Below are 25334 nucleotides of genomic sequence, written 5' to 3'. Positions count from 1 at the left end.
CCACAGATTCACGGATTCACAGCTTTCCGTGTAACATCGCGACAGGAGCAGTCATGTCCAACCTCACCATCTCCGTCGACGACGAGCTGATCAAGCAGGCCCGGGTGCGTGCCATCCAGCAAGGCACCTCGCTCAGCGCCAAGGTGCGCGAATTCCTGCAGCAGTACGTCAACGAAAGCGACGACACGCAGCAGCGGCGCCGCAGCGAAGCCACGGCGCGGCTGATGGCAGCGATCGATACGGCCGCCGCGCAGGCGCGCCCCGCGCCTGCCGACGACAGCCTCCCCCGCCGCACGCTGCGGGACGAGCTCTACGCAGGCGACTTCCGCCAACGCGACCGACAGGCGCCCCGCCGGGACTCGCGCTAGCCGAATGCCCGTCTTCTTCGACACCAATGTGCTGGTCTACTGCGTCGATCCGCGCGACGTCGGCAAGCAGGCCCTCGCCCGTGAGCTGGTGGCCACCGCCAGCGCCGCGAGCACCGGTACCGTCAGCACGCAGGTGCTGATCGAGTTGTTCAGCGTATTGACGCGACAGCAGAAGGTGCCGGACCTGATCGCGTCCGAGCTGGTCCAGGCCTACACCCTCTGGCCCGTGGTCGACAGCGACCTCAAGCTGTTTCACGGTGCGATGGCCATGTCCGTGCAGCATCGGTTGTCCATCTTCGATGCCATGATCGTGCAGGCCGCCTTGCGCAGCGGCGCCACCACCCTCTACAGCGAAGACTTGCAGCACGGGCAGGAGTTCGGCCCGCTGAAGCTCGTCAATCCATTTCTCTGACGCCTCATGTCCACCGTCTTCAACTTCACTTTCGTCCCCTGGTTCCGCTCGGTGGCGCCCTACATCCACATGCACCGCGGCAAGACCTTCGTGGTCGCGATGGCGGGCGAGGCCATCGCGGCGGGCAAGCTGCCCAGCATTGCGCAGGACCTCGCGCTGATCCAGAGCATGGGCGTCAAGGTGGTGCTGGTGCACGGCTTCCGGCCGCAGGTCAACGAGCAGTTGCGCGCCAAGGGGCACGAGGCGAGGTACTCGCACGGCATCCGCATCACGGACGAGGTCGCGCTCGACTGCGCGCAGGAGGCAGCCGGCCAGCTGCGCTACGAGATCGAGGCCGCCTTCAGCCAGGGCCTGCCGAACACGCCGATGGCCGGCTCCACCGTGCGCATGATCTCGGGCAACTTCATCACCGCGCGGCCGGTCGGCGTGGTGGACGGGGTCGATTTCCAGCATTCGGGCCTGGTGCGCAAGGTCGATGCCGCCGGCATCCGCCGCGGGCTCGACTTCGGCGCGATGGTGCTGATGTCGCCCTTCGGCTTCTCGCCCACCGGCGAGGCCTTCAACCTCACCATGGAAGAGGTCGCAACAAGCGTGGCGATCTCGATCCAGGCCGACAAGCTGATCTTCCTGACCGAGGTGCCTGGCATCCCGCAGGATCCCGACCTGCCCATCAGCGAGGAGAACCCGATCGACACCGAGCTGCCGCTGGACAGCGCCCGCAAGCTGCTGGCCTCGCTCGCGCCGGCGCAGCGTCCGACCGACACCGCCTTCTACCTGCAGCACTGCGTGAAAGCCTGCGAGGCGGGCGTGGAGCGCAACCACATCATCCCCTTCGCGGTGGATGGTTCGCTGCTGCTGGAGGTGTACGTGCACGACGGCATCGGCACCATGGTGATCGACGAGAAGCTCGAGTCGCTGCGCGAGGCGACGGCGGACGACATCGGCGGCATCATCCAGCTGATCGAACCCTTCGAGCGCGATGGCACCCTGGTCAAGCGCAGCCGCACCGAGATCGAGCGCGACATCGGCCAGTACACGGTGATCGAGCACGACGGCGTGATCTTCGGCTGCGCGGCCCTGTACCCCTACCCCGAGGCGAAGACGGCCGAGATGGCGGCGCTGACCGTATCACCACAATCGCAGTCCCAAGGCGACGGCGAGCGCATCCTCAAGCGCATCGAGCATCGCGCCAAGGCCAGCGGGCTGGACAGCATCTTCGTGCTCACCACGCGCACCATGCACTGGTTCCTCAAGCGCGGCTTCCAGCAGGTCAACCCCGACTGGCTGCCCGAGGCGCGCAAGCGCAAGTACAACTGGGACCGCAAGAGCCAGGTGCTGGTCAAGAAGCTCGGCTGACGCGGGCCCAGGACCACAAGCCTCCTGAGCCCTGGCCCGGATGCAGCGACCAGGGCGACGCGGATAATCACCCTCATGAATCCCCTGCTCGCCAAGCTGCAGCCCTACCCCTTCGCGCGCCTGCGCGAACTCTTCTCGGGCGTCACGCCTGACCCCGCATACCAGCCGATCAGCCTCGGCATCGGCGAGCCCAAGCATGCGACGCCGGCATTCATCCAGGACGCCCTGCGCGACAGCCTTGCCACGCTGTCGGTCTACCCCGCGACCGCGGGTGAATTGCCGCTGCGCGAGGCCTTCACCGGCTGGGTTCAGCGCCGCTACGACCTGGCGCTCGACCCCGCGACCCAGGTGCTTCCAGTCAACGGCTCGCGCGAAGCCCTGTTCTCGCTCGCGCAGACGGTGGTGGATGCCAGCGCGCAGCCGGCGCCGATCGTGGTGTCACCCAATCCCTTCTATCAGATCTACGAGGGCGCCGCGCTGCTGGCAGGTGCCGAACCCTGCTACGCGCCCAGCGTGCCAGAACGCAACTTCGCCGTCGATTGGGGCAGCGTGCCCACCGAGGTCTGGGCTCGCACCCAGCTGGTGTACGTCTGCTCGCCAGGCAACCCCACCGGTGCGGTGATGCCGCTAAACGAATGGGAAAAGCTCTTCGCCCTATCCGACCGGCACGGCTTCGTCATCGCCTCGGACGAGTGCTACAGCGAAATCTACTTCCGCGACGACCCCCCGCTGGGCGGCCTCGAAGCGGCATCGAAGCTGGGCCGCGGCGACTTTCGCCGCCTGGTGACCCTGACGTCGCTGTCCAAGCGCAGCAACGTGCCCGGGCTGCGCAGCGGCTTCGTGGCCGGCGATGCCGCGGTCCTGAAGCAGTTTCTGCTCTACCGCACCTACCACGGCAGCGCCATGAGCGGCGCGGTGGCGGCGGCCAGCATCGCCGCCTGGGGCGACGAGCTCCACGTGGTCGACAACCGCGCCCAGTACCGCGCCAAGTTCGCGGCCGTGATGCCTCTCCTCGAGCCGGTGCTGGACGTGCACCTGCCTGACGCCAGTTTCTACCTCTGGGCCGGGGTGCCCGAAGCGTGGGATGGCGACGACACCGCCTTCGCCCGCGACCTCTACGCTCAATACAATGTGACCGTGTTGCCGGGCAGCTATCTGGCACGCGACGCCCAAGGCGCCAACCCCGGCCGGGGCCGGGTCCGCATGGCGCTCGTGGCCAGCACCAAGGAGTGCGTGGAGGCCGCGCGGCGCATTGTCCAGTTCATTCAACAGGGCCGCTGAGCCCGGATTCTCATGACTCAACAACTCCAGCAGACCATCGACGCCGCGTGGGAAGACCGCGCCAACATCTCCGCCACCAGCGCCCCGAAGGAGGTCCGCGACGCGGTCGAGCATGTGATCGCCGAGCTCAACAACGGCCAGCTGCGCGTCGCCACCCGCGAGGCCGTGGGCCAGTGGACCGTGCACCAGTGGATCAAGAAGGCGGTGCTGCTGTCCTTCCGCCTGCGCGACAACGAACAGATGCAGGCCGGCGCGCTGGGCTTCTACGACAAGGTGCCGACCAAGTTCTCGCATCTCTCCGCCAACGAGCTCAAGGAGTCCGGCGTGCGCATCGTGCCGCCCGCCGTGGCGCGCCGCGGCAGCTACATCGCCAAGGGCGCGATCCTGATGCCCTCTTACGTGAACATCGGCGCCTACGTGGGCGAAGGCACCATGGTCGACACCTGGGCCACCGTCGGCTCCTGCGCCCAGATCGGTGCCAACGTCCACCTCTCGGGCGGCGTGGGCATCGGCGGCGTGCTGGAGCCGCTGCAGGCCGGCCCGACCATCATCGAGGACAACTGCTTCATCGGCGCCCGCTCCGAGGTGGTCGAGGGCGTGGTGATCGAAGAGAACTCCGTGCTCTCGATGGGCGTGTACATCGGCCAGAGCACCCCCATCTACGACCGCGCCACGGGCCAGGTGAGCTATGGCCGCGTCCCGGCCGGCTCGGTGGTCATCAGCGGCACCCTGCCCAAGGACAACGGCAAGTACAGCCTGTATGCCGCGATCATCGTCAAGCGCGTCGACGCGCAGACGCGTGCCAAGACCTCGCTGAACGACCTGCTGCGGGACTGATCCGCCGCACCGCCGAACACCCGCTTTCACAACACCGCTGCAGGAGTGAGCCGATGAAGACGATGGAGAGAATTCTTCGCCTGATGGCCGAGCGCAAGGCATCCGACATCTACCTGTCGGCGCACTCCCCGGCGCTGATCCGGATCAACGGCAACTGCGTGCCGATCAATGCGCAGGTGCTGCCGCCCGAGGCGCCGCTGGCCTTGCTGGCCGAGGTCGTGCCGGAGGAGCGCATCGCCGAGTTGCAGCGAACCGGCGAGCTCAACATGGCGATCGCCCTCGAAGGTGCGGGCAACTTCCGCGTCAGCGGGATGCGCCAACGCGGCAGTTATGCAGTGGTGGTCCGGCACATCGCCTCCGTCATCCCGGCCTTCGAAGAGCTCAACCTGCCTGACATCCTCAAGACACTGGTGATGGAGAAGCGCGGCCTGATCCTGATGGTGGGTTCCACCGGCGCCGGCAAGAGCACCACACTGGCCTCCATGCTGGACTACCGCAACGAGAACGCCAGCGGCCACATCCTCACCGTCGAGGAACCGATCGAGTTCACCTTCACCAACAAGAAGTCGATGGTGAACCAGCGGGACGTGGGCAGCGACACCCAGTCGCTGCAGATCGCGCTCAAGAATGCGCTGCGTCAGGCGCCGGACGTGATCCAGATCGGCGAGATCCGCGACCGCGAGACCATGACGGCCGCGATCGCCTACGCCCAGTCGGGCCACCTGTGCGTGGCCACGCTGCATGCCAACAACAGCTACCGCGCGCTCAACCGCATCCTGAGCTTCTATCCGGTGGAGGTGCGCCCCACCCTGCTGAACGACCTGAGCGGTGCGCTGCGTGCGATCATCGCGCAGCGCCTGCTGCGCACGCCTGTTGGCAGCCGTGTGCCGGCGCTCGAGGTGATGCTCAACACGGCGCTGGTCGCCGAGCTGATCGGCAAGGGCGATTTCTCGGGCGTCAAGGAAGCCATGGAGCAGTCCATGGCCGAGGGCTCGCAGACCTTCGAGGAAGACATCGCCCGCCTCATCATCGAGGACCGGATCACCCGCGACGAAGGCCTGTCGCAGGCCGACTCCCCGACCAACCTGATGTGGCGCCTGCAGAACCGCAACGCCGCGCCGTCGCACAAGGAAGAGCGCGCCCTGCTCGATCAGGTGGACGAACCCTCCTTCACGGACATCACGCTCGACGTCCGCCACTAGCTCCCTTTTCCATGTCCCGCACCCTCCCGCTCGCCGAACAACTGATCTCCCGCCCCTCCGTCACCCCGGACGATGCGGGCTGCCAACAGATCCTCGGCGAGCGGCTGGCGCCGCTGGGCTTTCATCTCGAGACCATCGAAAGCGGCCCTGCGGACTTCCGCGTGACCAACCTCTGGGCGCTGCGGCCCGGCAGCGCCTCCGGCGATGCAGTGCGTACCCTGGTCTTCGCCGGCCACACCGACGTGGTGCCCACCGGACCGCTGGAACAGTGGACCAGTCCGCCCTTCGCGCCCACGCACCGCGACGGCCGGCTCTACGGTCGCGGCGCCTGCGACATGAAGAGCTCCCTGGCTGCCTTCGTCGTTGCCATCGAGGACTTCCTGGCCACCACGCCGGACCCGCGCCTGGGCCTGGCCCTGCTGCTCACCAGCGACGAGGAGGGCCCGGCAACGGACGGCACGGCGGTGGTCTGCGACGCGCTGGCCGCGCGTGGCCAGCGCATCGACTACTGCATCGTGGGCGAGCCCACGTCGGTGGAGCGCTGTGGCGACATGATCAAGAACGGCCGGCGCGGCACCATGAGCGGCCGGCTCACCGTCAAGGGCGTGCAGGGCCATATCGCCTACCCGCATCTGGCGAAGAACCCCGTCCATGCCTTCGCGCCGGCGCTGGCCGAACTGGTCGCCATCAATGCCGCGGGCGGCTGGGATGTGGCGGCCAACCCCTACTTCCAGCCGACCAGCTGGCAGATCAGCAACATCCATGCGGGCACCGGCGCCAGCAACGTGATCCCCGGGAGCGCGGTGATCGACTTCAACTTCCGCTTCTCGACCGAGGCCAGCCCCGAGTCGCTCCAGGCCCGGGTGAAGGGCGTGCTCGACGCGCACGGCCTGGACTACACCCTGGCCTGGACCGTGGGCGGCCTGCCCTTCCTGACCACGCCGGGCGAGCTGGTGGCCGCCGTGCAGCAAGCCATCCGCGACGAGACAGGCATCGAGACCGAGCTCTCCACCAGCGGCGGCACCAGCGATGCGCGCTTCATTGCGCGTATCTGCCGGCAGGTGGTCGAGCTGGGACCGGTCAACGCCAGCATTCACAAGATCGACGAGCACATCGCCGTCGGCGAGATCGAACAGCTCAAGAACATCTATCAACGCACGCTGGATCGGCTCGAAGCGCTCCAGAACGTATGAGCACCGTTATCGAGCTGATCGAGGCCGGCGAGAAGCAGCTGGCCGAGGCCGGCGTTGCCTTCGGCCACGGCACGACAAACGCCTTCGACGAGGCGGCGTGGCTCGTGCTGTGGCGCCTGGGACTGCCGCTGGACGGACTGGACGAAGCGGCTGAGCGCCCGGTGTCGCCGACCGATGCCGCCCGCGTGGCGGAGCTGCTGGCCATGCGCATCGCCACGCGCAAGCCCGCGGCCTACCTTACGAGGGAGGCTTGGCTCCAGGGCGTGCCCTTCTATGTCGACGAACGCGCCATCGTTCCGCGCAGCTTCATTGCGGAGCTGCTGGCCGACGGCAGCATCGACCCCTGGCTGAGTGAGGATACGCAGCGGGTGCTGGATTTGTGCACCGGCAACGGCAGCCTGGCCGTGCTGGCGGCCATGATCTACCCCGAAGTCCGTGTCGATGCGGCTGACCTCTCGACCACGGCGTTGGAGGTGGCGGCCATCAACGTCACGCGGCACCAACTCGACGAACGCATCACGCTGATCGGTTCCGATGGCCTCGCCGTACTGCCCGGCCCCTACGACCTCATCCTGTGCAACCCGCCCTACGTCAACGCGCAGAGCATGGCCGCGCTGCCTGACGAATACCGCGCCGAGCCCGAGCTGGCGCTGGCCGGCGGCTCCGACGGCATGGATTTCGTTCGCCAGCTGCTGGCCGACGCGCCTTCCCGCATGAGCGAACACGCGGTGCTGGTGCTGGAGATCGGCAACGAGCGCGCGCATTTCGAGGCGGCCTTCCCGAAACTCGAGGTGGTGTGGCTCGCCACCAGCGCGGGCGACGACCAGGTGCTCCTGGTCACCCGCGATTCCCTGATATGAAATACCCCCACGCTCATCACTTCGTGTATCGCTGCCCCCGAGGGCTCGCGCCCTTCGGGCGGCCGGGCGGGCGCTGACATGATCACCCTCAAGAACGTCATCCTGCGCCGCAGCGCCAAGGTGCTGCTGAACGGCGCGAGCGTCACCATCAATCCAGGCGAGAAGGTCGGCCTGGTGGGCCGCAACGGTGCCGGCAAGTCCACCCTATTCGCCCTCTTCAACGGCACGCTGCACGAAGACGGTGGCGATTTCTCGATGCCCGCCGCCTGGCGCCTGGCCCAAGTCGCGCAGAACATGCCCGAGACCGAGGAGTCCGCCACCGACTTCGTGGTCGGCGGCGACACGCGCCTCGTGGAGCTGCGCGAGGCGCTGGCGCGTGCCGAGGCCGGCCACGAGACCAACCCCGACGATGCCGAAATTGGCATGGCCTTGGCCCACGCCTACACCGACCTGCACGATGCCGGCGAGCACGACGCCGTGCCGCGGGCGCAGGCGTTGATCCTGGGCCTGGGCTTCAAGGTCCACGAGCTCGACCAGCCCGTCAACAGCTTTTCCGGCGGCTGGCGCATGCGCCTGCAGCTGGCGCGTGCGCTGATGTGCCCGAGCGACCTGCTGCTGCTCGACGAGCCGACCAACCACCTGGACCTGGACGCCCTGGTCTGGCTCGAATCCTGGCTGCAGAAATACCCGGGCACCATGGTCGTGATCAGCCACGACCGCGAGTTCCTCGACGCGGTGACCGACGTCACGCTGCACATCGTGCACGAGCAGCTCACCCGCTACGGCGGCAACTACAGCGCCTTCGAGACCCTGCGTGCGCAGCAACTGGAGCTGCAACAGTCCGCCTACGAGAAGCAGCAGGAGAAGATCGCCCACCTGCAGAAATTCATCGACCGCTTCAAGGCCAAGGCCAGCAAGGCCAAGCAGGCGCAGAGCCGGGTCAAGGCGCTGGAACGCATGGAAAAAGTGGCGCCGCTGCTGGCCGAAGCGGAATTCAGCTTCGAGTTCAAGGAGCCGGGCAACATCCCGAATCCGATGCTCACCATCAGCGAGGCGAGCTTCGGCTACCAGCAGGACGATGCCCCGCCGAAGACCATCCTCCGCGGCGTGAACCGCTCGGTCCTGGCCGGCCAGCGCATCGGCATCCTGGGCGCCAACGGCCAGGGCAAGTCCACGCTGGTCAAGACCGTCGCCCGCGAGATGGGCGCGCTCGCCGGCACGGTGACCGAGGGCAAGGGCCTGAACATCGGCTACTTCGCCCAGCAGGAGCTGGACGTGCTGCGCCCGCAGGACACGCCGCTCGAGCACATGGTGCGCCTGGCGCGCGAGCTGGGCTCCACCCGCGAGCGCACCGGCGAGCAGGATCTGCGCGGCTTCCTCGGCAGCTTCAATTTCAGCGGCGACATGGTCAAGCAGTCCGTCGGCACCATGAGCGGCGGCGAGAAGGCGCGCCTGGTGCTGGCCATGATGGTCTGGCAACGGCCCAACCTGTTGCTGCTCGACGAGCCGACCAACCACCTGGACCTGGCCACGCGCGAGGCCCTGGCGGTGGCCCTCAACGAGTTCGAGGGCACGCTGATGCTGGTCAGCCACGACCGCGCCCTGCTGCGCTCGGTCTGCGACGAGTTCTGGCTGGTGGGTCGCGGGCGCGTGGGCGATTTCGACGGCGACCTCGACGACTACCAGCGCTACCTGCTGGAGGAAGCCCGGCGCCTCAGGGAGGAAGCGAAGCTGGCTTCGCGCGAAACCGCCAGTCCCGCGCCGTCCGCAGCACCGGCCGCGGCATCATCGCCCCAGGCGGCGGCGCAGGAGCGCCAGCAACGCAGCAGCCAGGCCAAGCCCCTCAGGCGCGAGCTGCAGCAGTTGGACGAACGGCTTGCAGCCGCCGCCGCCGAGAAGGCAACGCTCGAGGCACGGCTGTCGGCGCCACTTCCGGCTGCCGAGATCGCCGAAGCCGGCCGCCGCCTCAAGGCGCTGAACGACGAAATCGGCCAGCTCGAGGAGCGCTGGCTGGCCTTGTCGGATCAAATCGAGACACTGACCGCGGGCTGACCGGACGTGATAGCCTCCGGCAGACCATGCCCTCGGCCATCGAACTCGCACGCGGTGATCCGCAGCTGATTGCGGCGATCCAGCGCAGCCGGCGCCTGCTCGGGCGCAAGGCCCTGATCGCTGCAGCAGCCAGCGCGGTGCCCCTTCCGGGCGTAGACTGGGTCGCCGACGCCGCGCTGCTGTCCCGGCTCATCCCGAAGATCAGCGCCGAATTCGGCCTGTCGGTGACCCAGCTCCAGGGCCTGGCACCCCACCATCGCGATCGCATCCAGCAGGCCGCCACCGCGGCCGGCGCCCTGCTTGTGGGGAAGCTGGTGACGCGCGAGCTCCTTCTCAAGCTGGCCCGCCATGCCGGTATCCGCCTCACTGCGAAGCAGGCCACCAAGTACGTGCCCGTCGCGGGCCAGGTCGTGTCGGCAGCCATCGGCTACGCCGCGCTGCGTGCCTTGGGCGAGCTTCACATCCGGGATTGCGTCCAGGTGGCGCAATCGGTCCGTCATCTGCTACCGGCTCCTGGCGCGCCGGAAAGCACGGCCCCACCGGTACCGGCCAGCCATCGGCGGCGGGGCTGGCCTGGCCTGCGATGGCACTGAAACCGATGTATCTTTCTGCATGCTTATCCCCACAGGACATTGGCCTACCACGGAGCGGGAAAAAGTGCCATTGGCCAGCGGGCGATAATGGCGGCATAACAACAACACTCCCTCAAGGAGTGGGCCCGGAGTCAAGATTCAAGATCGAGGCGAGGAGTGCACGATGAATGAGACGGATCTCGCAGCGTCGGTGGAAAGGCTCATGGCAAGAGTTGACTACTACCTGCACTGCGAGCTGGACGAGGAATACGACCATGAGCGGCCGGACGTTGCACGTCGGCAGCTGGAAGCTGCGTTGCGGCAGGAGTTGCTGCGCGCGAGCGCCGTCGGCCTCGTATCAGCGATCGCGAGTGCCCAGCCCGAGAACTGAGCTCAGCGGCGTCGCTGTTACTGCGGCGCCAGCAACCAGTCGGCTGTCGCCTTCGACGGGTCGCGAGCGCGACGCTCGTTGATCTTCTTGGCCGTCAACTGCGCCGACATTTCGAGCTTCTTCAGGTCACGCTGCGTCAATTGCTCGTTCGGCGCAAAACTGAAGCAGCAGATGGTGCCGTAGACACGCCCGTCATCCAGCACGATCGGCGTGCTCAAGTGCGCACCGACGGGGAATGGCGTGGGAGGTAATTCGGAGGCGGAAGGCAGCGCCGCGACGTCGTGAATCAACTGTGGCAAACGCCCGTCAACCACGCGTTGGCAGAAAGACTCCTCCAGCGACGAGGACTGCCCTGCTTCAATCACCCGCGCCTGGGGTCGGGCATCGACACGCCTGAACACGCGTCGGCCGTCGCAAAACTCGGAGACGAAGGCGACGTCCATCTGCAGATGCTCACGCAGGAGTCGGAGCACTTCGCCCACCGACGAATCGATCAATTCGTCAGCACTGTCACTTGTTGCCACCAGCAGTTGGGAAATCGTGACTTCGAACGCGTCAAGCGCGTAGTCGGCATCGTGAAAAGACATGCGGACGATTCTAGCCAGCGCCCCGAGGCCGCATCCGGGCTAGCGACGCGATGAAGCCCACTCGGCGGCCCGCCGCAGGGGAGCCCAGGCTCTGCGCGCAGCAAGCACTCGTTCGCGCGCGGCAGCAGCGGCGCGTCGCTGGCGGGCCACCGATTCGATGGCCTTCGCAACCAGAGACGCGGTCGCATCGCCTTGCGTCGCCGCACGTCGAAGCAGCTCTTCGGCAACCTCGTGGAGATCGTCGCTGCTCAGGCGCGCAAGGTGGAGGTCGTCCTCCAGCACCATCACAAGGTGCTGACCAGGCGAACCAGGATCGGGACGGCCAGTGCGAGAAAACCCAGCATCACGTTGCGCCGCCAAGCCACGGCACGCTCGGTGCGCTGGGCTGCGCGGTAGGACGCGAGAAAGGCGCGCTGCTCGGCCGGATCGCTGTGGTCTTTCCACCATTCGTGGGCGACGGAGTGGGCTTGGTTCGTCATCATGTAAACCATTGTGCTTACTTCATGGATTTAAACCAAGGTAGTAATGCACGGATTTTTTAGAACTTTCGGCCTCCAAAACCACGGTGATGGAGTCATATCCTTGGCCCGGACATGCGCTTACACGGCTCTTGACCCGGAGGCGCTAGAGTTTTTTCGTGGACGCTTGGCAACCCAATTTCAACTGGATCACCGAGCTGATCGCCGTCGGCGGCAGCTTTCCCTCCGAGTGTGCGGAGATGCTTGCACGCGAGCATCGAATCCAGGCCGTGATCGACCTCAGGGGCGAAGCGATGCCGGATGCGCAGTTGTACCACCGGCACGGCATCACCCTGCTGCATCTGCCCACGTCCGACATGCACCCCGTGGAAACCCCGGATCTGGAGCATGGCATCCGCTTCGCCAACGAATTCCTCGACCAGGGGCAGCGAGTGCTCATCCATTGCGAGTACGGCATCGGCCGCTCCGCCACGTTGGCACTGTGCCTGCTGGTACACCGCGGGCAGCCGCCCCTCGAGGCGCTGGCGCTGATGAAGAAGCAGCGCCCGGTCGTCGCGCCCTCCCCGCCGCAGTTTGCCTGCTGGTCGGCCTGGCTGGAGAGCTATCGCTTCTCCCAGGACGTCGAATGGGATGTGCCGAGCTTTGCGCAGTTCAAGGCGTTGGCCTATGAGCGCGGCCGGCGCTGAGGGAGGCTAGCGTGTCGCCGTGACGCATTCCGGCGCCGCTTGGTCGAGTGCCCTCACGAGTTGCTCGGCGAGGCGCGTGGAATAGGCCTGCCGCGGATGGAGCCCGTCCATCAGGTCCTCGCTGGTCATGGCCACGGCGCCCCAGTTGGCGAAGACCACCCCTTCTTCCGAAGCGATCCGCCGCGCCAGGGCATCGTAGGCGTCGCGCGTGCCGATGGCAGACCGCGACAGGCCGGTGACGATCGGGGTCTTGCCGAGCGATTTGACGCGGCGGACCATCTTCCGCAATGGCTCCGCATAGTCGAAACGCTGGCTGGCGTCATTCATGCCGTGTTCGATGACCACCAGACGGGTGCCGATGCGCTCGCGGTGGAACTGGCTGGAACGGTAGACGACGAAATCGCCCGGCACAGTGCGATCGATGACCAGGTAAGCCGGCCGCAGACGCTCGATGACTTCAGCGGGGTGCTCCTCGAGGCGGGACTTCCCTGCAGCGTCCGCCACGCCGTGGAGGATGCTGTCGCCGTACAGGGTCACGCTGCAATCGTGCGTCGGCTGCGGACGGTGGAGCTGAGCAGGCAGGTCAACCACTGGAGCCTGGGGCTTCGGGGCAGCACAACCAACCAGAACAACGACGGCGAAGACGAGCGCTGCAGCGTTCGCAGATGTGGAAACTGGCATCGGAAGCCCATCACATCAAGGCATTTCGGGTGGTAGGACGTACAAGATTCGAACTTGTGACCAACGGATTAAAAGTCCGCTGCTCTACCAACTGAGCTAACGTCCCCCGATTCTTTTTCTGCTCTGCCGTCGATGTCGGCAAAGCCCACAATTATAGCGTTGCCGCGCGCGCGATCCGATCCAGCACCCAGCCCGCAGCGCATTGCCCGAAGGTGGCGGTGACGCTGACCACCGAGCCGTAACCATGGCAGTTGAGCGAGCCATCTCCCGCGTCGACCGCACACGACGGATCAGGTGGCGCGACGCTCTCGCGGCTGAAGACGCAGTTCACGCCGATCTTCTTGCCTTCGCGCGGTGCGCCGTGCTCCTTGCGCAGTCGCTGGCGCAACTGGGCCAGCAGCGGGTCATGCGTGACCGCGGCGAGATCGTCGATATCCACCTTGTGCGCAAGGCGTTTGCCGCCGGCCGCCCCCACGGTGACGAATCCCGTACCGGTGTCGCGCGCCCAAGCAGCCATGGCCAGCTTGGCGCGCACCTGGTCGCAGGCATCGACGACGGCCGCAACCGGGCCGTTCGCGGCCTCGGCGCCCGCCAGCAGCGAGCCCCAGTTACCGGGCTCGACGAAGTCGTCGATCGCCAGCACCTCGCAGCCCGGATGGATGTGCGCGATGCGCTCGCGCATCGCCTCGACCTTGGCTTGGCCGACGGTGGTGTCGAGCGCGTGGATCTGGCGGTTGATGTTCGACTCGGCGATATGGTCAAGGTCGATCAAGGTGAGCCGGCCCACCCCGCTGCGTGCCAGCGCCTCGACGGTCCAGGAACCGACGCCGCCGATCCCGGCGACCAGCACGTGGGCCGCGCGGATGCGGGCCGCACCCGGCACACCATAGAGTCGCTCCAGCCCGCCGAATCGGCGGGCCAGGTCGGCCTCACCTAGGTCGGCGACAGCAGCAGCGATGGCGCTCAATTGCGCGCCCCTTCAACGCAGTCGCGACAGGCGCTCGCGTCCGGCCTGCGCGGCCTCCGACTGCGGGTAGGCCTTCACCAGGTCTTCCAGCGTGCGCCGCGCCGCGCGCGTGTCCTTGAGCTCGATCTGGCAGTTGGCGATCGACAGCACCGCCTCCGGGGCCTTCGCATGGTCAGGCGCCAGCGACAGCATCGAGCGGAAATTGGCGATGGCCTCGTTGTAATTGCGCGTGGCGTACTGCGCATTGCCGAGCCAGAACAGCGCCGAGGCGTTGTAGCCGCTTTGCGGGTAACGCTTCACGAACTCGGCGAAGGCCGTTTGCGCCTGCGCGAACTGGCCGCCACGAAAGACGCCCAGTGCGGCCTCGAAGTCGGCCTTCTCGCGAGGATCGGCCGAGAACTCGCGGCCGTCGACGGTGACCTTCGAAGGCTCGCTCTGCTTCAACCGGTTGTCGATCTCGCCCTGGCGCTGCTGCATCTCGGTGATCGTGCGCGTGAGCTGCTCGTTCTGGCCGGTCATGCGCTGCAGATCGCCGCGCATCTGCTCGATCTGCGTCTGCAACTCGAGCAAGCTACGCCGCAACTGCGCGTTCTCGTCGTTCTGCCGCTGCTCGGCCTGCTGGCGCATCGTCTCGACGCGCTGGCGCAGGTCGAGGATGGCACGCCGCGCCTCGTCGTCCTCGAACAACGCGGCCTGCGCGCCGAACGAGGCGCACAAGAGCAAGGCGGCAAGTGCCGCACCGCGCAGCGGGGATCCGGATCGTTTCATCGACGGTAGGTGATCTCAGCGCGGCGATTCTGCGCCCACACCTCTTCGCCGCCGCCCTGCGCAGCCGGCTTTTCCTTGCCGAAGCTCACCGCTTCGATCTGGTTGTCCGACACGCCGAGGAGCACCAGCGCACGGCGCACGGCCTCGGACCGCTTCTGGCCCAGCGCCAGGTTGTACTCGCGGCCGCCGCGCTCGTCGGTGTGGCCTTCGATCGAGATGCGGCGCTGCTGGTTCGCCTTCAGGAAGCGGGCATGGCCATCGATCAGCGACTGGAACTCGGGCTTGATGGTGTAGCTGTCGAAGTCGAAATAGACGATGCGCGCCACGCCCACCGGCCCCTGCGCGGTCTGCGCGTTCGGGTCGATCGTGACCGGCGCCACACCGCTCGCAGCGCCGCCAGAACCAGTACCGCCTGCGCGATCCACCACCGGCGCATCGTTGAGCTTGGTGCCGGACGAGCATCCGGCGATGAGCGCCACGATGGCCAGCGAATAAATCGTACGTCTTAACATTTCGAACTCCTCAGGTTGATCATTCATTGCTTTTGAAACGGACCCCAGTCCGGTTCACGGATGTCTCCTGCCTGCCCGGCCAGTCGTGCTTTTATTTTTCCGTCCAGCGTGGTGGTCATCAGCGCCTCACGGCCTCCCAGCTGGGTGGCGTAGACGATCAACTTGCTATTGGGGGCGAAACTGGGATTCTCATCGGCGGTTGTGTCGGTCAGCGCCGCCACATTGCCGGTCGCGAGCTCCATCACATGAAGTTTGAAGGCGCCGCCCACCCTCGAGATGTAGGCCAACCACCGGCCGTCGGCGCTGACGGATGGAGAAATGTTGTAGGTTCCGCTGAAGGTCACCCGCGTGGGGTTGCCACCGCCGGCGCTCATCTTGTAGATCTGCGGCGCACCGCCACGATCGCTCACGAAATAGATGGTGCTGCCGTCGGCGGAGTAGGTTGGCTCGGTGTCGATGCTGTTGCTCTGCGTGAGGCGCCGAGGCTCACCGCCACCCGAAGGGATGGTGTAGAGCTGCGAGCCGCCGTCGCGGCTCAGTGTCACAGCCAGCGTGCCGCCGTCGGGTGACCAGGCCGGCGCACTGTTGGAACCCTTGAAGTTGGCCACCAGGCGCCGCTGTCCGCTGGCGACAGAGTGCACGTACACCACCGGCTTGCGCGATTCAAAGGACACGTAAGCCAGTTGGGAACCGTTGGCAGACCAGACCGGCGAAATGATCGGCTCAGGGCTCGCCAGCGCGGCCTGCGCGTTCTCGCCGTCGGCGTCGGCCACCCACAGGTTATAGCGGCTGCCCGCCTTGGTCACGTAGGTGATGCGGGTGGAGAAGATGCCCTTCTCGCCGGTCAGTTTCTCGTAGACGTAGTCGGCGATGCGGTGCGCCGCGAGTCGCAGGTCACCTTGCGGCACGGTGTAGCTCTGGCCGCCGAGGTCCTGCCCGCGCACCACGTCCCAGAGACGGAACTTGACGTCGAAGCGGCCATCGCCCAGGCGGGTCACGCTGCCGGCCACCAGCGAGTCGGCCGTGCGCTGACGCCACAGGCTCAGGTCGGGGCGCGAACTTTCGTCCAACGCCTGACCGCTGGCATCGACACCGCGAAACTGCCCGCTGCGCTCCAGGTCGGCCTGCACGATGGCCGAGATCTTCTGCGGCGCGCCGTCCTCGCCCTTGAAGGGCACGAGCGCGATCGGCAGCTGCGTCAGCCCCACGCCCGAGACTTCCACCCGGAACTGGGCAAAGGCGGGAACGAGGGGGGAGGCAGCCAGTGCCGCAACAAGGATGCGGCGGGTGAGGAACGATGAAGAAGGGGTTGGGGAGAGTTCTTGCAACGGCTTTTTCATGCGGTTCGGAGAGCTTTCCGGGAATTTAGTTTCCTGCCCGGATGAAACGAGGCCACATGGTACACACTGCAGTGCAGCACCCGTCACAAAACGTGTATGTGCCGGCGCGGTCCTACAAGAGACGCGACCGTAGAATGCGCCGCCATGCAGCCTTCCCCCGCCGCCGAGACGGCGCGCCCCCCTTTGACGCGCCGACTCGCTCGGCTCATGACCTGGTTCGGAAGCGCACGGCGTTGGTGGGCACTCGGCCTCATCGGCGCCTTGATCGCGGCATTGACCGAGCCCCTGATGGCCGCCATGCTCAAGCCGCTGCTGGACCGCGGCTTCAACCGCGGACAGCTACCGCTCTGGGCCATACCCGCCGCCGTGATCCTGCTGTTCGCAGTACGCGGCATTGCGCAATTCGTCTCCCAGTACGCGCTCGCGCGCATCGCCAACGAAGGCATGCAGCGCCTTCGGGGTGTCCTGTTCGAGCGCCTGCTCGCGGCCGAGCTAGCGCTGTTCTCGCGGCAATCGGCCAGTTCGCTCTCGAACACCGTGGTCTACGAAGTGCAGACCGGTGCCATGCTGCTGGTGCAGGCGCTGCTGGGCCTGTCGCGGGACGGCTTCACGCTGATCGCGCTGCTGCTCTACCTGATCTATCTGAACTGGAAGCTGACGCTGATCGTGGGCGTGCTGGCACCGGGCGTGGCCTGGATCATCAAGGCCTTCTCCAAGCGGCTCTACCGGCTCACCCAGCTCGGGCAGAAGGCGACCGACGAACTGGCCTATGTGGTCGAAGAGAACGTGCTCGCCCACCGCATGGTGCGCCTGCACAACGCCGAAGCCGGCCAGGTCCGGCGCTTCGAGCGCCTGAGCCATGACCTCAACCGCCTGGCCGTGAAGTCCACCATCGCCTCGGCTGCGACCACGCCCCTGACCCAGATCGTCGCCGCGGTCGCGCTCTCGGCGGTGGTGATGATCGCGCTGTGGCAAAGCGGCAAGCAGGGCTTCACCGTGGGCGGCTTCGTGGCCTACATCACGGCGATGCTGATGCTGATCGCGCCGATCCGCCGCCTGGCCGACATGACCAGCCCGATCACCCGTGGCCTCGCAGCGCTGGAGCGCGGGCTGGCGTTGATCGACGAGGTCGCGCCGGAGCCGCAGGGCAGTTTCCAGGCCGCGCGCGTGGCGGGCCGCATCGAGCTGCGATCGGTCTGCGTGAACTACCGCGGCGCGGACGAGGCGCGCGCGCTGGACAACGTCACTCTTGCCATTGCGCCGGGCGAGGTCGTCGCCTTCGTCGGCCCCTCGGGCTCGGGGAAGACCACGCTGGTCAATCTGCTGCCGCGCTTCGTGCTGCCCAGCGCCGGCGAGGTGCTGCTGGACGGACACGACGTGGGTCACTGGCAGCTCAAGAACCTGCGCTCGCAGTTCGCGATGGTCAGCCAGGACGTGGTAATGCTCAACGACACGCTGGCCGCCAATGTGGCACTGGGCGCCGAGATCGACCGCGAGCGCGTGCTGGCCTGCGTGGAGGCCGCCAACCTGGCCGTGCACGTCGAAGGCTTGCCTCAGGGCATCGACACGGTGCTGGGCCACAACGCCATCCAGCTTTCCGGCGGCCAGCGCCAGCGCCTGGCGATCGCGCGCGCCCTCTACAAGGACGCCCCTGTTCTGCTGCTCGACGAGGCGACCTCCGCGCTCGACACCGAATCGGAGCGACTGGTGCAGGAAGCCCTGCAGCGGCTGATGCAGAACCGCACCACCCTGATCGTCGCGCACCGCCTCTCGACCATCCAGCATGCCGATCGCATCGTGGTGATGGATCACGGCCGTGTGATGGAGCAAGGCAACCATGCCCAGCTGATCGCGCTGGATGGCCTCTACGCGCGACTGCAGGCGCATGCGGTGCGTGTGGCGCCGGAGGGCGGCGAACCCAGTCTCTGAGGTCGAAAGACCGCAGCGGCTACAGCAACACGATGTCGTACTGGCCCTGCCCCATCGCCGGCTCGGCCTGCAGCGAGATCGGCTTGCCGATGAAGTCGCTCAGCCCGGCCAGATGCTGGCTCTCTTCGTCCAGGAAGAGCTCGATCACCTGGGGCGAAGACACGATGCGGAACTCGCGCGGCGTGAACTGCCGCGCCTCGCGCAGGATCTCGCGCAGCACGTCGTAGGCCACGCTGCGCGCGGTCTTGACGATGCCCTGCCCGCTGCAGGCCAGGCAGGGCTCGCACAGCATGTGGGCGAGCGATTCCCGTGTGCGCTTGCGTGTCATTTCGACCAGCCCCAGCTGCGAGAAGCCTCCGGCCGTGGTCTTGACCCGGTCGCGCGCCAGCTGCTTGCGGAACTCCGCCAGCACCTGCTCGCGATGGTCGTCGCGCACCATGTCGATGAAGTCGACGATGATGATCCCGCCCAGGTTGCGCAGCCGCAGCTGCCGCGCGATGGCCTGCGCGGCCTCCAGGTTGGTCTTGAAGATGGTGTCGTCGAAGTTGCGCGCGCCGACATAGCCGCCGGTGTTCACGTCGATGGTCGTGAGCGCCTCGGTCTGGTCCACCACCAGATAGCCGCCGGACTTGAGGTCCACGCGCCGGCCCAGGGCCTTCGCGATCTCCTCGTCGATCGAATAGAGATCGAAGATCGGCCGCTCGCCCTTGTAGAGCTGCAGCTTGCCGGCCGCCTTCGGCATGAACTCCAGGCCGAACTTGAGCAGCGCGTCGAATTGCTCGCGCGAGTCGATGCGGATGGTCTGGGTGTCCTCGGTCGTCAGGTCGCGCAGCACGCGCTGCAGCAGGCTCAGGTCCTGGTGCAGCAGCGACAGCGGCGCCATGCGGGTCGAGAGCTCGCGGATGCGCGACCAGGCCTTGCGCAGGTAGGCAATGTCCTCAGCCAGCTCCGCGTCGCTCGAATCCTCGCCGTTGGTGCGCAGGATGAAACCGCCGGTGGCCTCAGGCACCGCGCCGCCGTTGCCGGCTGCGGCCGCCGCTTCGATCAGCGCCTGCATGCGGGCGCGCAGCGCATCGCGCAGGTCGGAAGGGATTTTCTGCGAGACGCCAATGTGGTTGTCCTGCGGCAGGAAGACCAGCAGCCGGCCGGCGATGCTGATCTGGGTCGACAGGCGCGCGCCCTTGGTGCCGATCGGGTCCTTGATCACCTGCACCAGCAGCGACTGCCCCTCGAACACCTGCTTCTCGATCGGCACCACTGCGCCGGCGTTGCGGCCGTCGCGCTCGGCCACGGCGCTCGGCCGCGAGCCCGGGGTGAAGGGCGCCACGATGTCCGCCACGTGCAGGAAGGCCGTGCGGTCCAGACCGATGTCGATGAAGGCCGATTGCATGCCGGGCAGCACGCGCGAGACCTTGCCCAGGTAGATGTTGCCGACCAGCCCGCGCTCCAGCGTGCGCTCCACGTGGAGCTCCTGCACGGCGCCGTGCTCCACCAGCGCCACGCGGGTCTCCTGCGGAGACCAGTTGATCAGGATGTCTTGCATGTTGTCATTGCCGCTCTACAGCGCGAAGCCGGCCTTTCGCAACAGTTCGGCCGTCTCGAACATCGGGAGCCCCATGATGCCCGAATGCGAGCCGCTGATGTGCTCGACGAATGCCGCCGCACGGCCCTGGATCGCGTAGGCCCCGGCCTTGCCCTCGGGCTCGCCGCTGGCGACGTAGGCAGCGATGCGACGCGCGTCCACCTCGGCGAAGCGCACCCGGGACGCGCTCAGCGCCGCATGCCGGCGCCGCCCGTGCTGCAGCGCCACCGCAGTCAGCACCCGATGGGTGCGGCCGGACAGCATCGCCAGCATGCGGCGCGCGTCCTCACGGCTCTCGGGCTTGCCCAGGATGGTGCGGCCGAAGGCAACCGTGGTGTCGGCGCACAGCACGGGCGCCGGTGGCAGGCCCAGCCGGCGATGGCGCGCCACCGCGGCATCGAGCTTGAGCCCGGTGACGCGCTGGACATAGGCCGTCGGCGATTCGCCGGGCAGCACGTGCTCGAGCGCCTCGGCATCCTCCTCGGGCCCGGCCAGCAGCAGTTCGTGGCGCACGCCCAGCAGGCCCAGCAGTTGCGCGCGCCGCGGACTTTGCGAAGCGAGGTAGATGAAGGCCTCTTTCATTCGCGGTGGTACGGGTGCCCGGCGTTCACCGACCAGGCGCGGTAGAGCTGCTCGACCAGCAGCACGCGCGCCATGGCATGGGGCAGCGTCAGGTCCGACAGGCGGATGCGCTCGTGCGCCGCCGCCTTGAACGCCGGGTCCAGCCCGTCCGGGCCGCCGATCACCAGCGCCACGTCGTCGCCCTCTTCCTGCCAGGCCTGGAGCCGGGCCGCCAGTGCCTTCGTGCTCAGCGCCGTGCCACGCTCGTCGAGCGCCACGATGCGCATGCCCTTGGCGATCGCCGCCTCGATGCGCTCACGCTCGGCGGCATAGAGCGTCTCCAGCGTCTTGGAGCCGCGCGGCTCGGTCTTGACCGCCCGCAGCTCGAGCTTGAGCTCGGGTGGGAAGCGCTTGGCGTAGTCGTCCCAGGCGGTCTGTGCCCAGTCGGGCACGCGCTGCCCGACCGCGACCACCAGCAGCTTCATGCGCGCGCCGTGGTGGTCTTGCGCGGCGCCTTCTTCGCTGCCGGGGCTGCCTTCTTGGCGGCGGCCTTCTTCACAGGCGCCTTGTTCACGACCACGGTCTTGACCGCGGCCTTCTTCGCCGCGGGCTTCTTTCCGGCGGCGGCCTTCTTGGCCGCCGGCCTCGGCTTGGCCGTTGCATCCGCCGCGCGATGCGCCGTCTTCGCGGCGCTGGTTCGCTTCAGCGAAGGCGCCTTGGCGGCAGGCGGCTCCTCGGCCGACCTGGCAGCCATCGGCTTGGCGGCGCCGAACTTCATGCGCACCGGCTTGTCGCCCCAGATCTCCTCGAGGTGGTAGTACTGGCGGATGGCCGGCTGCATGATGTGCGCCACCGCGGCGCCGCAGTCAACGATGATCCATTCGCCGTTCTCCTCCCCCTCCACCCGCGGTTTGTTGAAACCCGCATCGCGCACGGCATCGCGCACGCTGGCAGCGAGGGCCTTGGTCTGGCGGTTGGAGGTGCCCGAGGCGACGATCACGCGTTCGAACAGGGGCGAGAGATGCTCGGTGTCGAAGACCTGGATGTCCTGCGCCTTGACGTCCTCGAGGCCATCGACGATGGCTCTCTGGAGTTTCTGGGTGTCTTTCTTGGCGGCGGCTTCAGTGCTCATCAGGGGGTTCGATAGAGGTAGTGTTGGTCAATATAGCGTGCAACTGCCGGAGGAACCAGCCGGGAAAGGTCCCGCCCTTGCGCGGCCTGCGCCCGTATTCCGGTCGCGCTGGTGTCCATCGGCACGATTGCGAGCGTCTCGAAGCGGGCGCCGGGCGGGAGTTCCGCCAGGCCTGCCGGATCGAAGGCACCGGCGCCGGGCCGCTGCGCCACGGCGACGACGGCCATGGCGAGGATCTCGCGCCAGCCGTGCCAGCTGGGCAGCGAAGCGGCCTGGTCGGCGCCCAGGATGAGCACCAGCTCGGCCGCGGGCTGCGCCAGCTCCAGCTCGCGCAGCGTATCGAGAGTGTAGGTGGGGCCGGCGCGCCGCAGCTCCCGGTCGTCGACGACGGCGCCGGTCAGACCCACGAAGGCGAGCCGCGCCATCGCCAGGCGGTGTTCAGCGGCGCTCAACGCACGTTCCTTGTGCCAGGCGTCGCCGGTCGGAAAAATGCGCAGCTCGGCCAGGCCCAGCTGCGCCAGCGCCGCCTGGACCAGGGCGACATGCGCGTTGTGGGGCGGGTCGAAGGCACCGCCGAACACCCCCGTCCGAGGCCGGTTCAGAGCCATTCGCGGCGCACGAGGAAATCGCTGTAGAGCGCCGCTTCGGACGTGCCGGGTTCCGGCTCGCGGCGGTAGGCCCAGCTGGCCTGTGGCGGCATCGACAGCAGGATCGATTCGGTGCGCCCGCCCGACTGCAGCCCGAAATGCGTGCCGCGGTCCCAGACCAGGTTGAATTCCACGTAGCGCCCACGCCGGTAGAGCTGGAAGGCGCGTTCGCGCTCGCCCCAGGCCATGCCGCGGCGGCGCTCCACGATCGGCAGGTAGGCCGGCAGGAAGGCGTCGCCCACCGTGCGAAGCATGGCGAAGCTGCGCTCGAAGCCCAGCTCGGCGAAATCGTCGAAGAAGATGCCGCCCACACCGCGCTGCTCGTTGCGGTGCTTGAGGAAGAAATACTCGTCGCACCAGGTCTTGAAGCGCGGGTACTTGTCCTCGCCGAAAGGCGCCAGCGCGTCGCGGCAGGTGCGGTGGAAATGCACCGCGTCCTCCTGGAAGCCATAGTAGGGCGTGAGGTCCATGCCGCCGCCGAACCAGCAGACCGGCTCGCCGCCGGCAGGCAGTGCCGCCAGCATGCGCACATTCATGTGCACGGTCGGCACGTAGGGGTTGCGCGGATGGAACACCAGCGAGACGCCCATCGCCTCGAAAGGCGCGCCGGCCAGTTCGGGGCGGTGCTGGGTGGCCGAGGGCGGCAGCTTCGGGCCGCGCACCTGCGAAAAGCCGCAGCCGGCGCGCTCGAACAGCTTGCCTTCTTCCAGGATGCAGGTCAGGCCACTGCCCTGCAATGGCTCGCCCGGCGCCTTCTCCCAGGCATCTCGCACACAGGTCTCGCCATCGGCCACCTCGACCGCACCCATGATGCGCTGCTGCAGCCCGCGCAGGTAGTCGCCGACGGCTTTCGGATCGTCGCCCATCGGCTTTTTCAGCCTTGCGTGCGCGCCTGCGCGGCGCGGTGCCCGATGTCCTTGCGGTACTGGGCACCATCGAAGTGGATGCGCGCCGCCACCGCGTAGGCGCGCTGCTGCGCCTGCTTGACGCTGTCGGCCAGCACGGTCACGCACAGCACGCGGCCCCCACTGGTCCTGAGCTCGCCATCCTCCAGCACGGTGCCGGCATGGAAGACCACGGCATCGGGCGCCTCGGCAGGAATGCCGTTGATGCGGTCACCCTTGCGCGGCGACAGCGGATAGCCATGCGCCGCCATCACCACGCCCAGCGCGACGCGACGGTCCCAGTCGAGCTCGATCTGGTCCAGCGTGCCGTCGGTGGCGTGCCAGAACACCTCGAACAGGTCGGACTTCAGCCGCATCATGATCGGCTGGGTCTCAGGGTCGCCCATGCGGCAGTTGAATTCCAGCGTCTTGGGATGGCCGGCCGCATCGATCATCAGGCCGGCGTAGAGAAAGCCGGTGTACGGGATGCCGTCCTTCTCCATGCCGCGGATGGTCGGCAGGATGATCTCGCGCATGGCCCGCGCATGCACTTCGGCCGTGACCACCGGCGCCGGCGAGTAGGCGCCCATGCCGCCGGTGTTGGGGCCCTGGTCACCGTCCTGCAGGCGCTTGTGGTCCTGGCTGGTGGCCAGCGCGGTCACGTTCACGCCATCGCACAGCACGATGAAGCTGGCTTCCTCGCCCTGCAGGAATTCCTCGATCACGACGCGCGCCCCGCCCTCGTTGTGGGAGATGCCGAGCTTGTTGTCCACCAACATGAAGTCGATGGCCTCGTGCGCCTCCTGCGGTGTCATCGCCACCACCACGCCCTTGCCGGCGGCCAGGCCGTCGGCCTTGACAACGATGGGGGCGCCCTTGGCGTCCACGTACGCATGCGCAGCGGCCGCGTCGGCGAAGGTCTCGTACTCCGCCGTGGGGATCTTGTGGCGCTTCATGAAGGCCTTGGAGAAGGCCTTGGAGCTCTCCAACTGGGCAGCCGCCTTGGTCGGCCCGAAGATGCGCAGCCCGTGCGCGCGGAACTCGTCGACCACGCCGGCGGCCAGCGGCGCCTCGGGGCCGACCACGGCCAGCGCGATCTTCTCCTTCTGCGCCCAGGCGCGCAGCGCGGCGGGCTCGGAGATGTCGATGCATTCGTAGCGCTCGTCCCCGCGCGTGCCGCCGTTGCCGGGCGCGACGTAGACGCGGCTCACGCGCGCGGCCTGCGCCAGACGCCACGCCAGTGCGTGCTCGCGGCCCCCTCCCCCGATCACCAGTACCTTCATTCGCAGGCTTTCATGGGCACCGTCCTCATTCGGAAAGCGCGGCGTTGTGATAGACATCCTGCACGTCGTCCAGGTCCTCCAGTGCGTCGAGCAGCTTCTGCATCTTCGCGGCGTCCTCGCCGGCCAGGTCGATGGTGTTCTCGGCGCGCATCGTGACCTCGGCCACCTCGGGCTTCAGGCCGGCGGCTTCCAGCGCATCGCGCACCGCCTCGAAGTCGCCGGGTGCGGTCAGCACCTCGATGGCCCCGTCCTCGTCGGTGACCACGTCCTCGGCGCCGGCCTCCAGGGCGACCTCCATCACCTTGTCCTCGCTGGTGCCGGGCGCGAAGACGATCTGCCCGCAATGCTTGAACTGGAAGGCCACGGAGCCCTCGGTGCCCATGTTGCCGCCATGCTTGCCGAAGGCATGCCGCACCTCGGCGACCGTGCGCACCCGGTTGTCGGTCATGGTGTCGACGATGATGGCGGCGCCACCGATGCCGTAGCCTTCGTAGCGGATCTCCTCGTAGCTCACGCCCTCGAGGTTGCCGGTGGCCTTGTCGATGTTGCGCTTGATGGTGTCGGCCGGCAGGTTGACCGCCTTGGCCTTGTCGACCGCCAGGCGCAGGCGGGGGTTGGCGCTCAGATCGCCGCCGCCGGCCTTGGCCGCGACCATGATTTCACGGATGGCACGGGTCCAGAGCTTGCCGCGCTTCTCGTCCTGCCGGCCCTTCCTGTGCTGTATGTTCGCCCACTTGCTGTGTCCGGCCATGGCTTGCTATCTCGCGATCTC

General features: G+C 67.4%; 28 protein-coding genes and 1 tRNA gene. 13 read left to right on the top strand and 16 right to left on the bottom strand.

Annotated features, from left to right (window positions below):
* Positions 1 to 53 precede the first annotated feature (53 nt).
* From A8M77_RS13890 to A8M77_RS13840, 11 genes are all read left to right on the top strand, one after another.
* A complete protein-coding gene (locus A8M77_RS13890; protein ID WP_086922096.1) occupies positions 54 to 368 on the top strand; it encodes a DUF6364 family protein in 315 nt (104 codons plus the stop codon).
* A gap of 4 nt (positions 369 to 372) precedes the next feature.
* Positions 373 to 780 (top strand): PIN domain-containing protein, encoded by a 408-nt coding sequence (locus A8M77_RS13885; protein ID WP_086922095.1) that lies wholly within the window; start codon positions 373 to 375, stop codon positions 778 to 780.
* Positions 781 to 786: 6 nt separating this feature from the next.
* Positions 787 to 2136 (top strand): amino-acid N-acetyltransferase, encoded by a 1350-nt coding sequence (gene argA, locus A8M77_RS13880; RefSeq protein ID WP_086922094.1) that lies wholly within the window; start codon positions 787 to 789, stop codon positions 2134 to 2136.
* A gap of 75 nt (positions 2137 to 2211) precedes the next feature.
* Positions 2212 to 3417 (top strand): succinyldiaminopimelate transaminase, encoded by a 1206-nt coding sequence (gene dapC, locus A8M77_RS13875; protein WP_086922093.1) that lies wholly within the window; start codon positions 2212 to 2214, stop codon positions 3415 to 3417.
* A 12-nt stretch (positions 3418 to 3429) separates the two neighbouring features.
* A complete protein-coding gene (dapD, locus tag A8M77_RS13870) occupies positions 3430 to 4254 on the top strand; it encodes a 2,3,4,5-tetrahydropyridine-2,6-dicarboxylate N-succinyltransferase (protein WP_086922092.1) in 825 nt (274 codons plus the stop codon).
* Positions 4255 to 4307: 53 nt separating this feature from the next.
* Positions 4308 to 5456 (top strand): PilT/PilU family type 4a pilus ATPase, encoded by a 1149-nt coding sequence (locus A8M77_RS13865; protein WP_086922091.1) that lies wholly within the window; start codon positions 4308 to 4310, stop codon positions 5454 to 5456.
* A gap of 11 nt (positions 5457 to 5467) precedes the next feature.
* Positions 5468 to 6649 (top strand): succinyl-diaminopimelate desuccinylase, encoded by a 1182-nt coding sequence (gene dapE / locus A8M77_RS13860; RefSeq protein ID WP_086922090.1) that lies wholly within the window; start codon positions 5468 to 5470, stop codon positions 6647 to 6649.
* Complete coding sequence (prmB, locus tag A8M77_RS13855) at positions 6646 to 7509, top strand: 50S ribosomal protein L3 N(5)-glutamine methyltransferase (RefSeq protein ID WP_086922089.1); 864 nt, start codon at positions 6646 to 6648, stop codon at positions 7507 to 7509. Before dapE ends, prmB begins: the two co-directional genes overlap by 4 nt.
* A gap of 78 nt (positions 7510 to 7587) precedes the next feature.
* Positions 7588 to 9561, top strand: coding sequence for an ABC-F family ATP-binding cassette domain-containing protein (locus A8M77_RS13850; RefSeq protein WP_086922088.1), 1974 nt, complete (start codon positions 7588 to 7590; stop codon positions 9559 to 9561).
* 26 nt (positions 9562 to 9587) lie between these two features.
* Positions 9588 to 10154 (top strand): hypothetical protein, encoded by a 567-nt coding sequence (locus A8M77_RS13845; protein ID WP_238136819.1) that lies wholly within the window; start codon positions 9588 to 9590, stop codon positions 10152 to 10154.
* Positions 10155 to 10317: 163 nt separating this feature from the next.
* A complete protein-coding gene (locus A8M77_RS13840; RefSeq protein WP_086922087.1) occupies positions 10318 to 10524 on the top strand; it encodes a hypothetical protein in 207 nt (68 codons plus the stop codon).
* A 17-nt stretch (positions 10525 to 10541) separates the two neighbouring features.
* Here the strand turns inward: A8M77_RS13840 and A8M77_RS13835 are convergent, their stop codons facing one another.
* Positions 10542 to 11111 (bottom strand): GAF domain-containing protein, encoded by a 570-nt coding sequence (locus tag A8M77_RS13835; protein ID WP_086922086.1) that lies wholly within the window; start codon positions 11109 to 11111, stop codon positions 10542 to 10544.
* A 284-nt stretch (positions 11112 to 11395) separates the two neighbouring features.
* On the bottom strand, positions 11396 to 11593 hold the full coding sequence (locus A8M77_RS13825; RefSeq protein WP_143694596.1) for a hypothetical protein: 198 nt from the start codon (positions 11591 to 11593) through the stop codon (positions 11396 to 11398).
* A 155-nt stretch (positions 11594 to 11748) separates the two neighbouring features.
* Between A8M77_RS13825 and A8M77_RS13820 the strand changes: the two genes are divergently transcribed.
* Complete coding sequence (locus tag A8M77_RS13820; RefSeq protein WP_086922083.1) at positions 11749 to 12276, top strand: protein-tyrosine phosphatase family protein; 528 nt, start codon at positions 11749 to 11751, stop codon at positions 12274 to 12276.
* A 6-nt stretch (positions 12277 to 12282) separates the two neighbouring features.
* Here A8M77_RS13820 and A8M77_RS13815 read toward each other — a convergent pair whose 3' ends face one another.
* The 6 genes from A8M77_RS13815 to tolB form a co-directional block, all read right to left on the bottom strand.
* The gene (locus A8M77_RS13815) at positions 12283 to 12813 is read right to left on the bottom strand and encodes an SGNH/GDSL hydrolase family protein (protein ID WP_158100930.1); all 531 of its coding nucleotides are present in this window, start codon (positions 12811 to 12813) and stop codon (positions 12283 to 12285) included.
* Between the two features lie 174 nt (positions 12814 to 12987).
* Positions 12988 to 13063, bottom strand: a tRNA-Lys gene (locus A8M77_RS13810).
* Positions 13064 to 13108: 45 nt separating this feature from the next.
* Entirely contained in the window at positions 13109 to 13924 is an 816-nt protein-coding gene (locus tag A8M77_RS13805; protein ID WP_086922081.1) for a tRNA threonylcarbamoyladenosine dehydratase, read from the bottom strand.
* Between the two features lie 12 nt (positions 13925 to 13936).
* Positions 13937 to 14692 carry a tol-pal system protein YbgF gene (ybgF, locus tag A8M77_RS13800; RefSeq protein ID WP_086922080.1) on the bottom strand — a complete coding sequence of 252 codons (756 nt, stop codon included), beginning with the start codon at positions 14690 to 14692 and terminating at the stop codon, positions 13937 to 13939.
* Entirely contained in the window at positions 14689 to 15204 is a 516-nt protein-coding gene (gene pal / locus A8M77_RS13795; RefSeq protein WP_086922079.1) for a peptidoglycan-associated lipoprotein Pal, read from the bottom strand. Before pal ends, ybgF begins: the two co-directional genes overlap by 4 nt.
* 23 nt (positions 15205 to 15227) lie before the next feature.
* Positions 15228 to 16544, bottom strand: coding sequence for a Tol-Pal system beta propeller repeat protein TolB (gene tolB / locus A8M77_RS13790; RefSeq protein WP_238136818.1), 1317 nt, complete (start codon positions 16542 to 16544; stop codon positions 15228 to 15230).
* 144 nt (positions 16545 to 16688) lie between these two features.
* Here tolB and msbA point away from each other — a divergent pair, with 144 nt between their 5' ends.
* Complete coding sequence (msbA, locus tag A8M77_RS13785) at positions 16689 to 18473, top strand: lipid A export permease/ATP-binding protein MsbA (RefSeq protein ID WP_086922078.1); 1785 nt, start codon at positions 16689 to 16691, stop codon at positions 18471 to 18473.
* Positions 18474 to 18492: 19 nt separating this feature from the next.
* Here msbA and rng read toward each other — a convergent pair whose 3' ends face one another.
* Genes rng through A8M77_RS13745 form a run of 8 tightly spaced genes read right to left on the bottom strand, consistent with a single transcriptional unit; the run spans position 18493 to position 25313 of the window.
* Positions 18493 to 20016: a ribonuclease G gene (gene rng, locus A8M77_RS13780; RefSeq protein WP_086922077.1), complete on the bottom strand. Its 1524-nt coding sequence runs from the start codon at positions 20014 to 20016 to the stop codon at positions 18493 to 18495.
* A gap of 15 nt (positions 20017 to 20031) precedes the next feature.
* On the bottom strand, positions 20032 to 20637 hold the full coding sequence (locus tag A8M77_RS13775) for a Maf family protein (protein WP_086922076.1): 606 nt from the start codon (positions 20635 to 20637) through the stop codon (positions 20032 to 20034).
* On the bottom strand, positions 20634 to 21101 hold the full coding sequence (gene rlmH / locus A8M77_RS13770) for a 23S rRNA (pseudouridine(1915)-N(3))-methyltransferase RlmH (protein WP_086922075.1): 468 nt from the start codon (positions 21099 to 21101) through the stop codon (positions 20634 to 20636). Before rlmH ends, A8M77_RS13775 begins: the two co-directional genes overlap by 4 nt.
* Complete coding sequence (gene rsfS, locus A8M77_RS13765) at positions 21098 to 21748, bottom strand: ribosome silencing factor (protein WP_086922074.1); 651 nt, start codon at positions 21746 to 21748, stop codon at positions 21098 to 21100. Before rsfS ends, rlmH begins: the two co-directional genes overlap by 4 nt.
* A complete protein-coding gene (gene nadD / locus A8M77_RS13760) occupies positions 21748 to 22356 on the bottom strand; it encodes a nicotinate (nicotinamide) nucleotide adenylyltransferase (protein WP_086922073.1) in 609 nt (202 codons plus the stop codon). The genes rsfS and nadD overlap by 1 nt, the downstream gene beginning before the upstream one ends.
* Entirely contained in the window at positions 22347 to 23261 is a 915-nt protein-coding gene (gene hemF, locus A8M77_RS13755) for an oxygen-dependent coproporphyrinogen oxidase (RefSeq protein ID WP_086922072.1), read from the bottom strand. The genes nadD and hemF overlap by 10 nt, the downstream gene beginning before the upstream one ends.
* 8 nt (positions 23262 to 23269) lie before the next feature.
* Entirely contained in the window at positions 23270 to 24562 is a 1293-nt protein-coding gene (gene purD, locus A8M77_RS13750; protein WP_086922071.1) for a phosphoribosylamine--glycine ligase, read from the bottom strand.
* A gap of 25 nt (positions 24563 to 24587) precedes the next feature.
* Positions 24588 to 25313: a YebC/PmpR family DNA-binding transcriptional regulator gene (locus tag A8M77_RS13745; RefSeq protein ID WP_086922070.1), complete on the bottom strand. Its 726-nt coding sequence runs from the start codon at positions 25311 to 25313 to the stop codon at positions 24588 to 24590.
* Between the last annotated feature and the right edge of the window lie 21 nt (positions 25314 to 25334).

It is taken from the genome of Variovorax sp. JS1663 (assembly GCF_002157355.1).
Classification (GTDB): Bacteria; Pseudomonadota; Gammaproteobacteria; order Burkholderiales; family Burkholderiaceae_C; genus Variovorax.
The sequence above is the reverse complement of the archived record's forward strand: the minus strand, read 5'-3'. Positions and strand labels throughout refer to the sequence as shown.

Excerpts from the sequence above, each read along its gene's own strand:
- purD (WP_086922071.1), bottom strand. The coding sequence starts at position 24,562 with ATGAAGGTACTGGTGATCGGGGGAGGGGGCCGCGAGCACGCACTGGCG.
- ybgF (WP_086922080.1), bottom strand. The coding sequence starts at position 14,692 with ATGAAACGATCCGGATCCCCGCTGCGCGGTGCGGCACTTGCCGCCTTG.
- dapD (WP_086922092.1), top strand. The coding sequence starts at position 3,430 with ATGACTCAACAACTCCAGCAGACCATCGACGCCGCGTGGGAAGACCGC.
- A8M77_RS13775 (WP_086922076.1), bottom strand. The coding sequence starts at position 20,637 with ATGAAAGAGGCCTTCATCTACCTCGCTTCGCAAAGTCCGCGGCGCGCG.
- argA (WP_086922094.1), top strand. The coding sequence starts at position 787 with ATGTCCACCGTCTTCAACTTCACTTTCGTCCCCTGGTTCCGCTCGGTG.
- A8M77_RS13835 (WP_086922086.1), bottom strand. The coding sequence starts at position 11,111 with ATGTCTTTTCACGATGCCGACTACGCGCTTGACGCGTTCGAAGTCACG.
- A8M77_RS13850 (WP_086922088.1), top strand. The coding sequence starts at position 7,588 with ATGATCACCCTCAAGAACGTCATCCTGCGCCGCAGCGCCAAGGTGCTG.
- rsfS (WP_086922074.1), bottom strand. The coding sequence starts at position 21,748 with ATGAGCACTGAAGCCGCCGCCAAGAAAGACACCCAGAAACTCCAGAGA.
- dapE (WP_086922090.1), top strand. The coding sequence starts at position 5,468 with ATGTCCCGCACCCTCCCGCTCGCCGAACAACTGATCTCCCGCCCCTCC.
- nadD (WP_086922073.1), bottom strand. The coding sequence starts at position 22,356 with ATGGCTCTGAACCGGCCTCGGACGGGGGTGTTCGGCGGTGCCTTCGAC.
- A8M77_RS13865 (WP_086922091.1), top strand. The coding sequence starts at position 4,308 with ATGAAGACGATGGAGAGAATTCTTCGCCTGATGGCCGAGCGCAAGGCA.
- rng (WP_086922077.1), bottom strand. The coding sequence starts at position 20,016 with ATGCAAGACATCCTGATCAACTGGTCTCCGCAGGAGACCCGCGTGGCG.
- A8M77_RS13845 (WP_238136819.1), top strand. The coding sequence starts at position 9,588 with ATGCCCTCGGCCATCGAACTCGCACGCGGTGATCCGCAGCTGATTGCG.
- A8M77_RS13745 (WP_086922070.1), bottom strand. The coding sequence starts at position 25,313 with ATGGCCGGACACAGCAAGTGGGCGAACATACAGCACAGGAAGGGCCGG.
- A8M77_RS13825 (WP_143694596.1), bottom strand. The coding sequence starts at position 11,593 with ATGATGACGAACCAAGCCCACTCCGTCGCCCACGAATGGTGGAAAGAC.
- A8M77_RS13885 (WP_086922095.1), top strand. The coding sequence starts at position 373 with ATGCCCGTCTTCTTCGACACCAATGTGCTGGTCTACTGCGTCGATCCG.
- prmB (WP_086922089.1), top strand. The coding sequence starts at position 6,646 with ATGAGCACCGTTATCGAGCTGATCGAGGCCGGCGAGAAGCAGCTGGCC.
- hemF (WP_086922072.1), bottom strand. The coding sequence starts at position 23,261 with ATGGGCGACGATCCGAAAGCCGTCGGCGACTACCTGCGCGGGCTGCAG.
- rlmH (WP_086922075.1), bottom strand. The coding sequence starts at position 21,101 with ATGAAGCTGCTGGTGGTCGCGGTCGGGCAGCGCGTGCCCGACTGGGCA.
- A8M77_RS13890 (WP_086922096.1), top strand. The coding sequence starts at position 54 with ATGTCCAACCTCACCATCTCCGTCGACGACGAGCTGATCAAGCAGGCC.
- msbA (WP_086922078.1), top strand. The coding sequence starts at position 16,689 with ATGCAGCCTTCCCCCGCCGCCGAGACGGCGCGCCCCCCTTTGACGCGC.
- A8M77_RS13840 (WP_086922087.1), top strand. The coding sequence starts at position 10,318 with ATGAATGAGACGGATCTCGCAGCGTCGGTGGAAAGGCTCATGGCAAGA.
- dapC (WP_086922093.1), top strand. The coding sequence starts at position 2,212 with ATGAATCCCCTGCTCGCCAAGCTGCAGCCCTACCCCTTCGCGCGCCTG.
- pal (WP_086922079.1), bottom strand. The coding sequence starts at position 15,204 with ATGTTAAGACGTACGATTTATTCGCTGGCCATCGTGGCGCTCATCGCC.
- tolB (WP_238136818.1), bottom strand. The coding sequence starts at position 16,544 with ATGAAAAAGCCGTTGCAAGAACTCTCCCCAACCCCTTCTTCATCGTTC.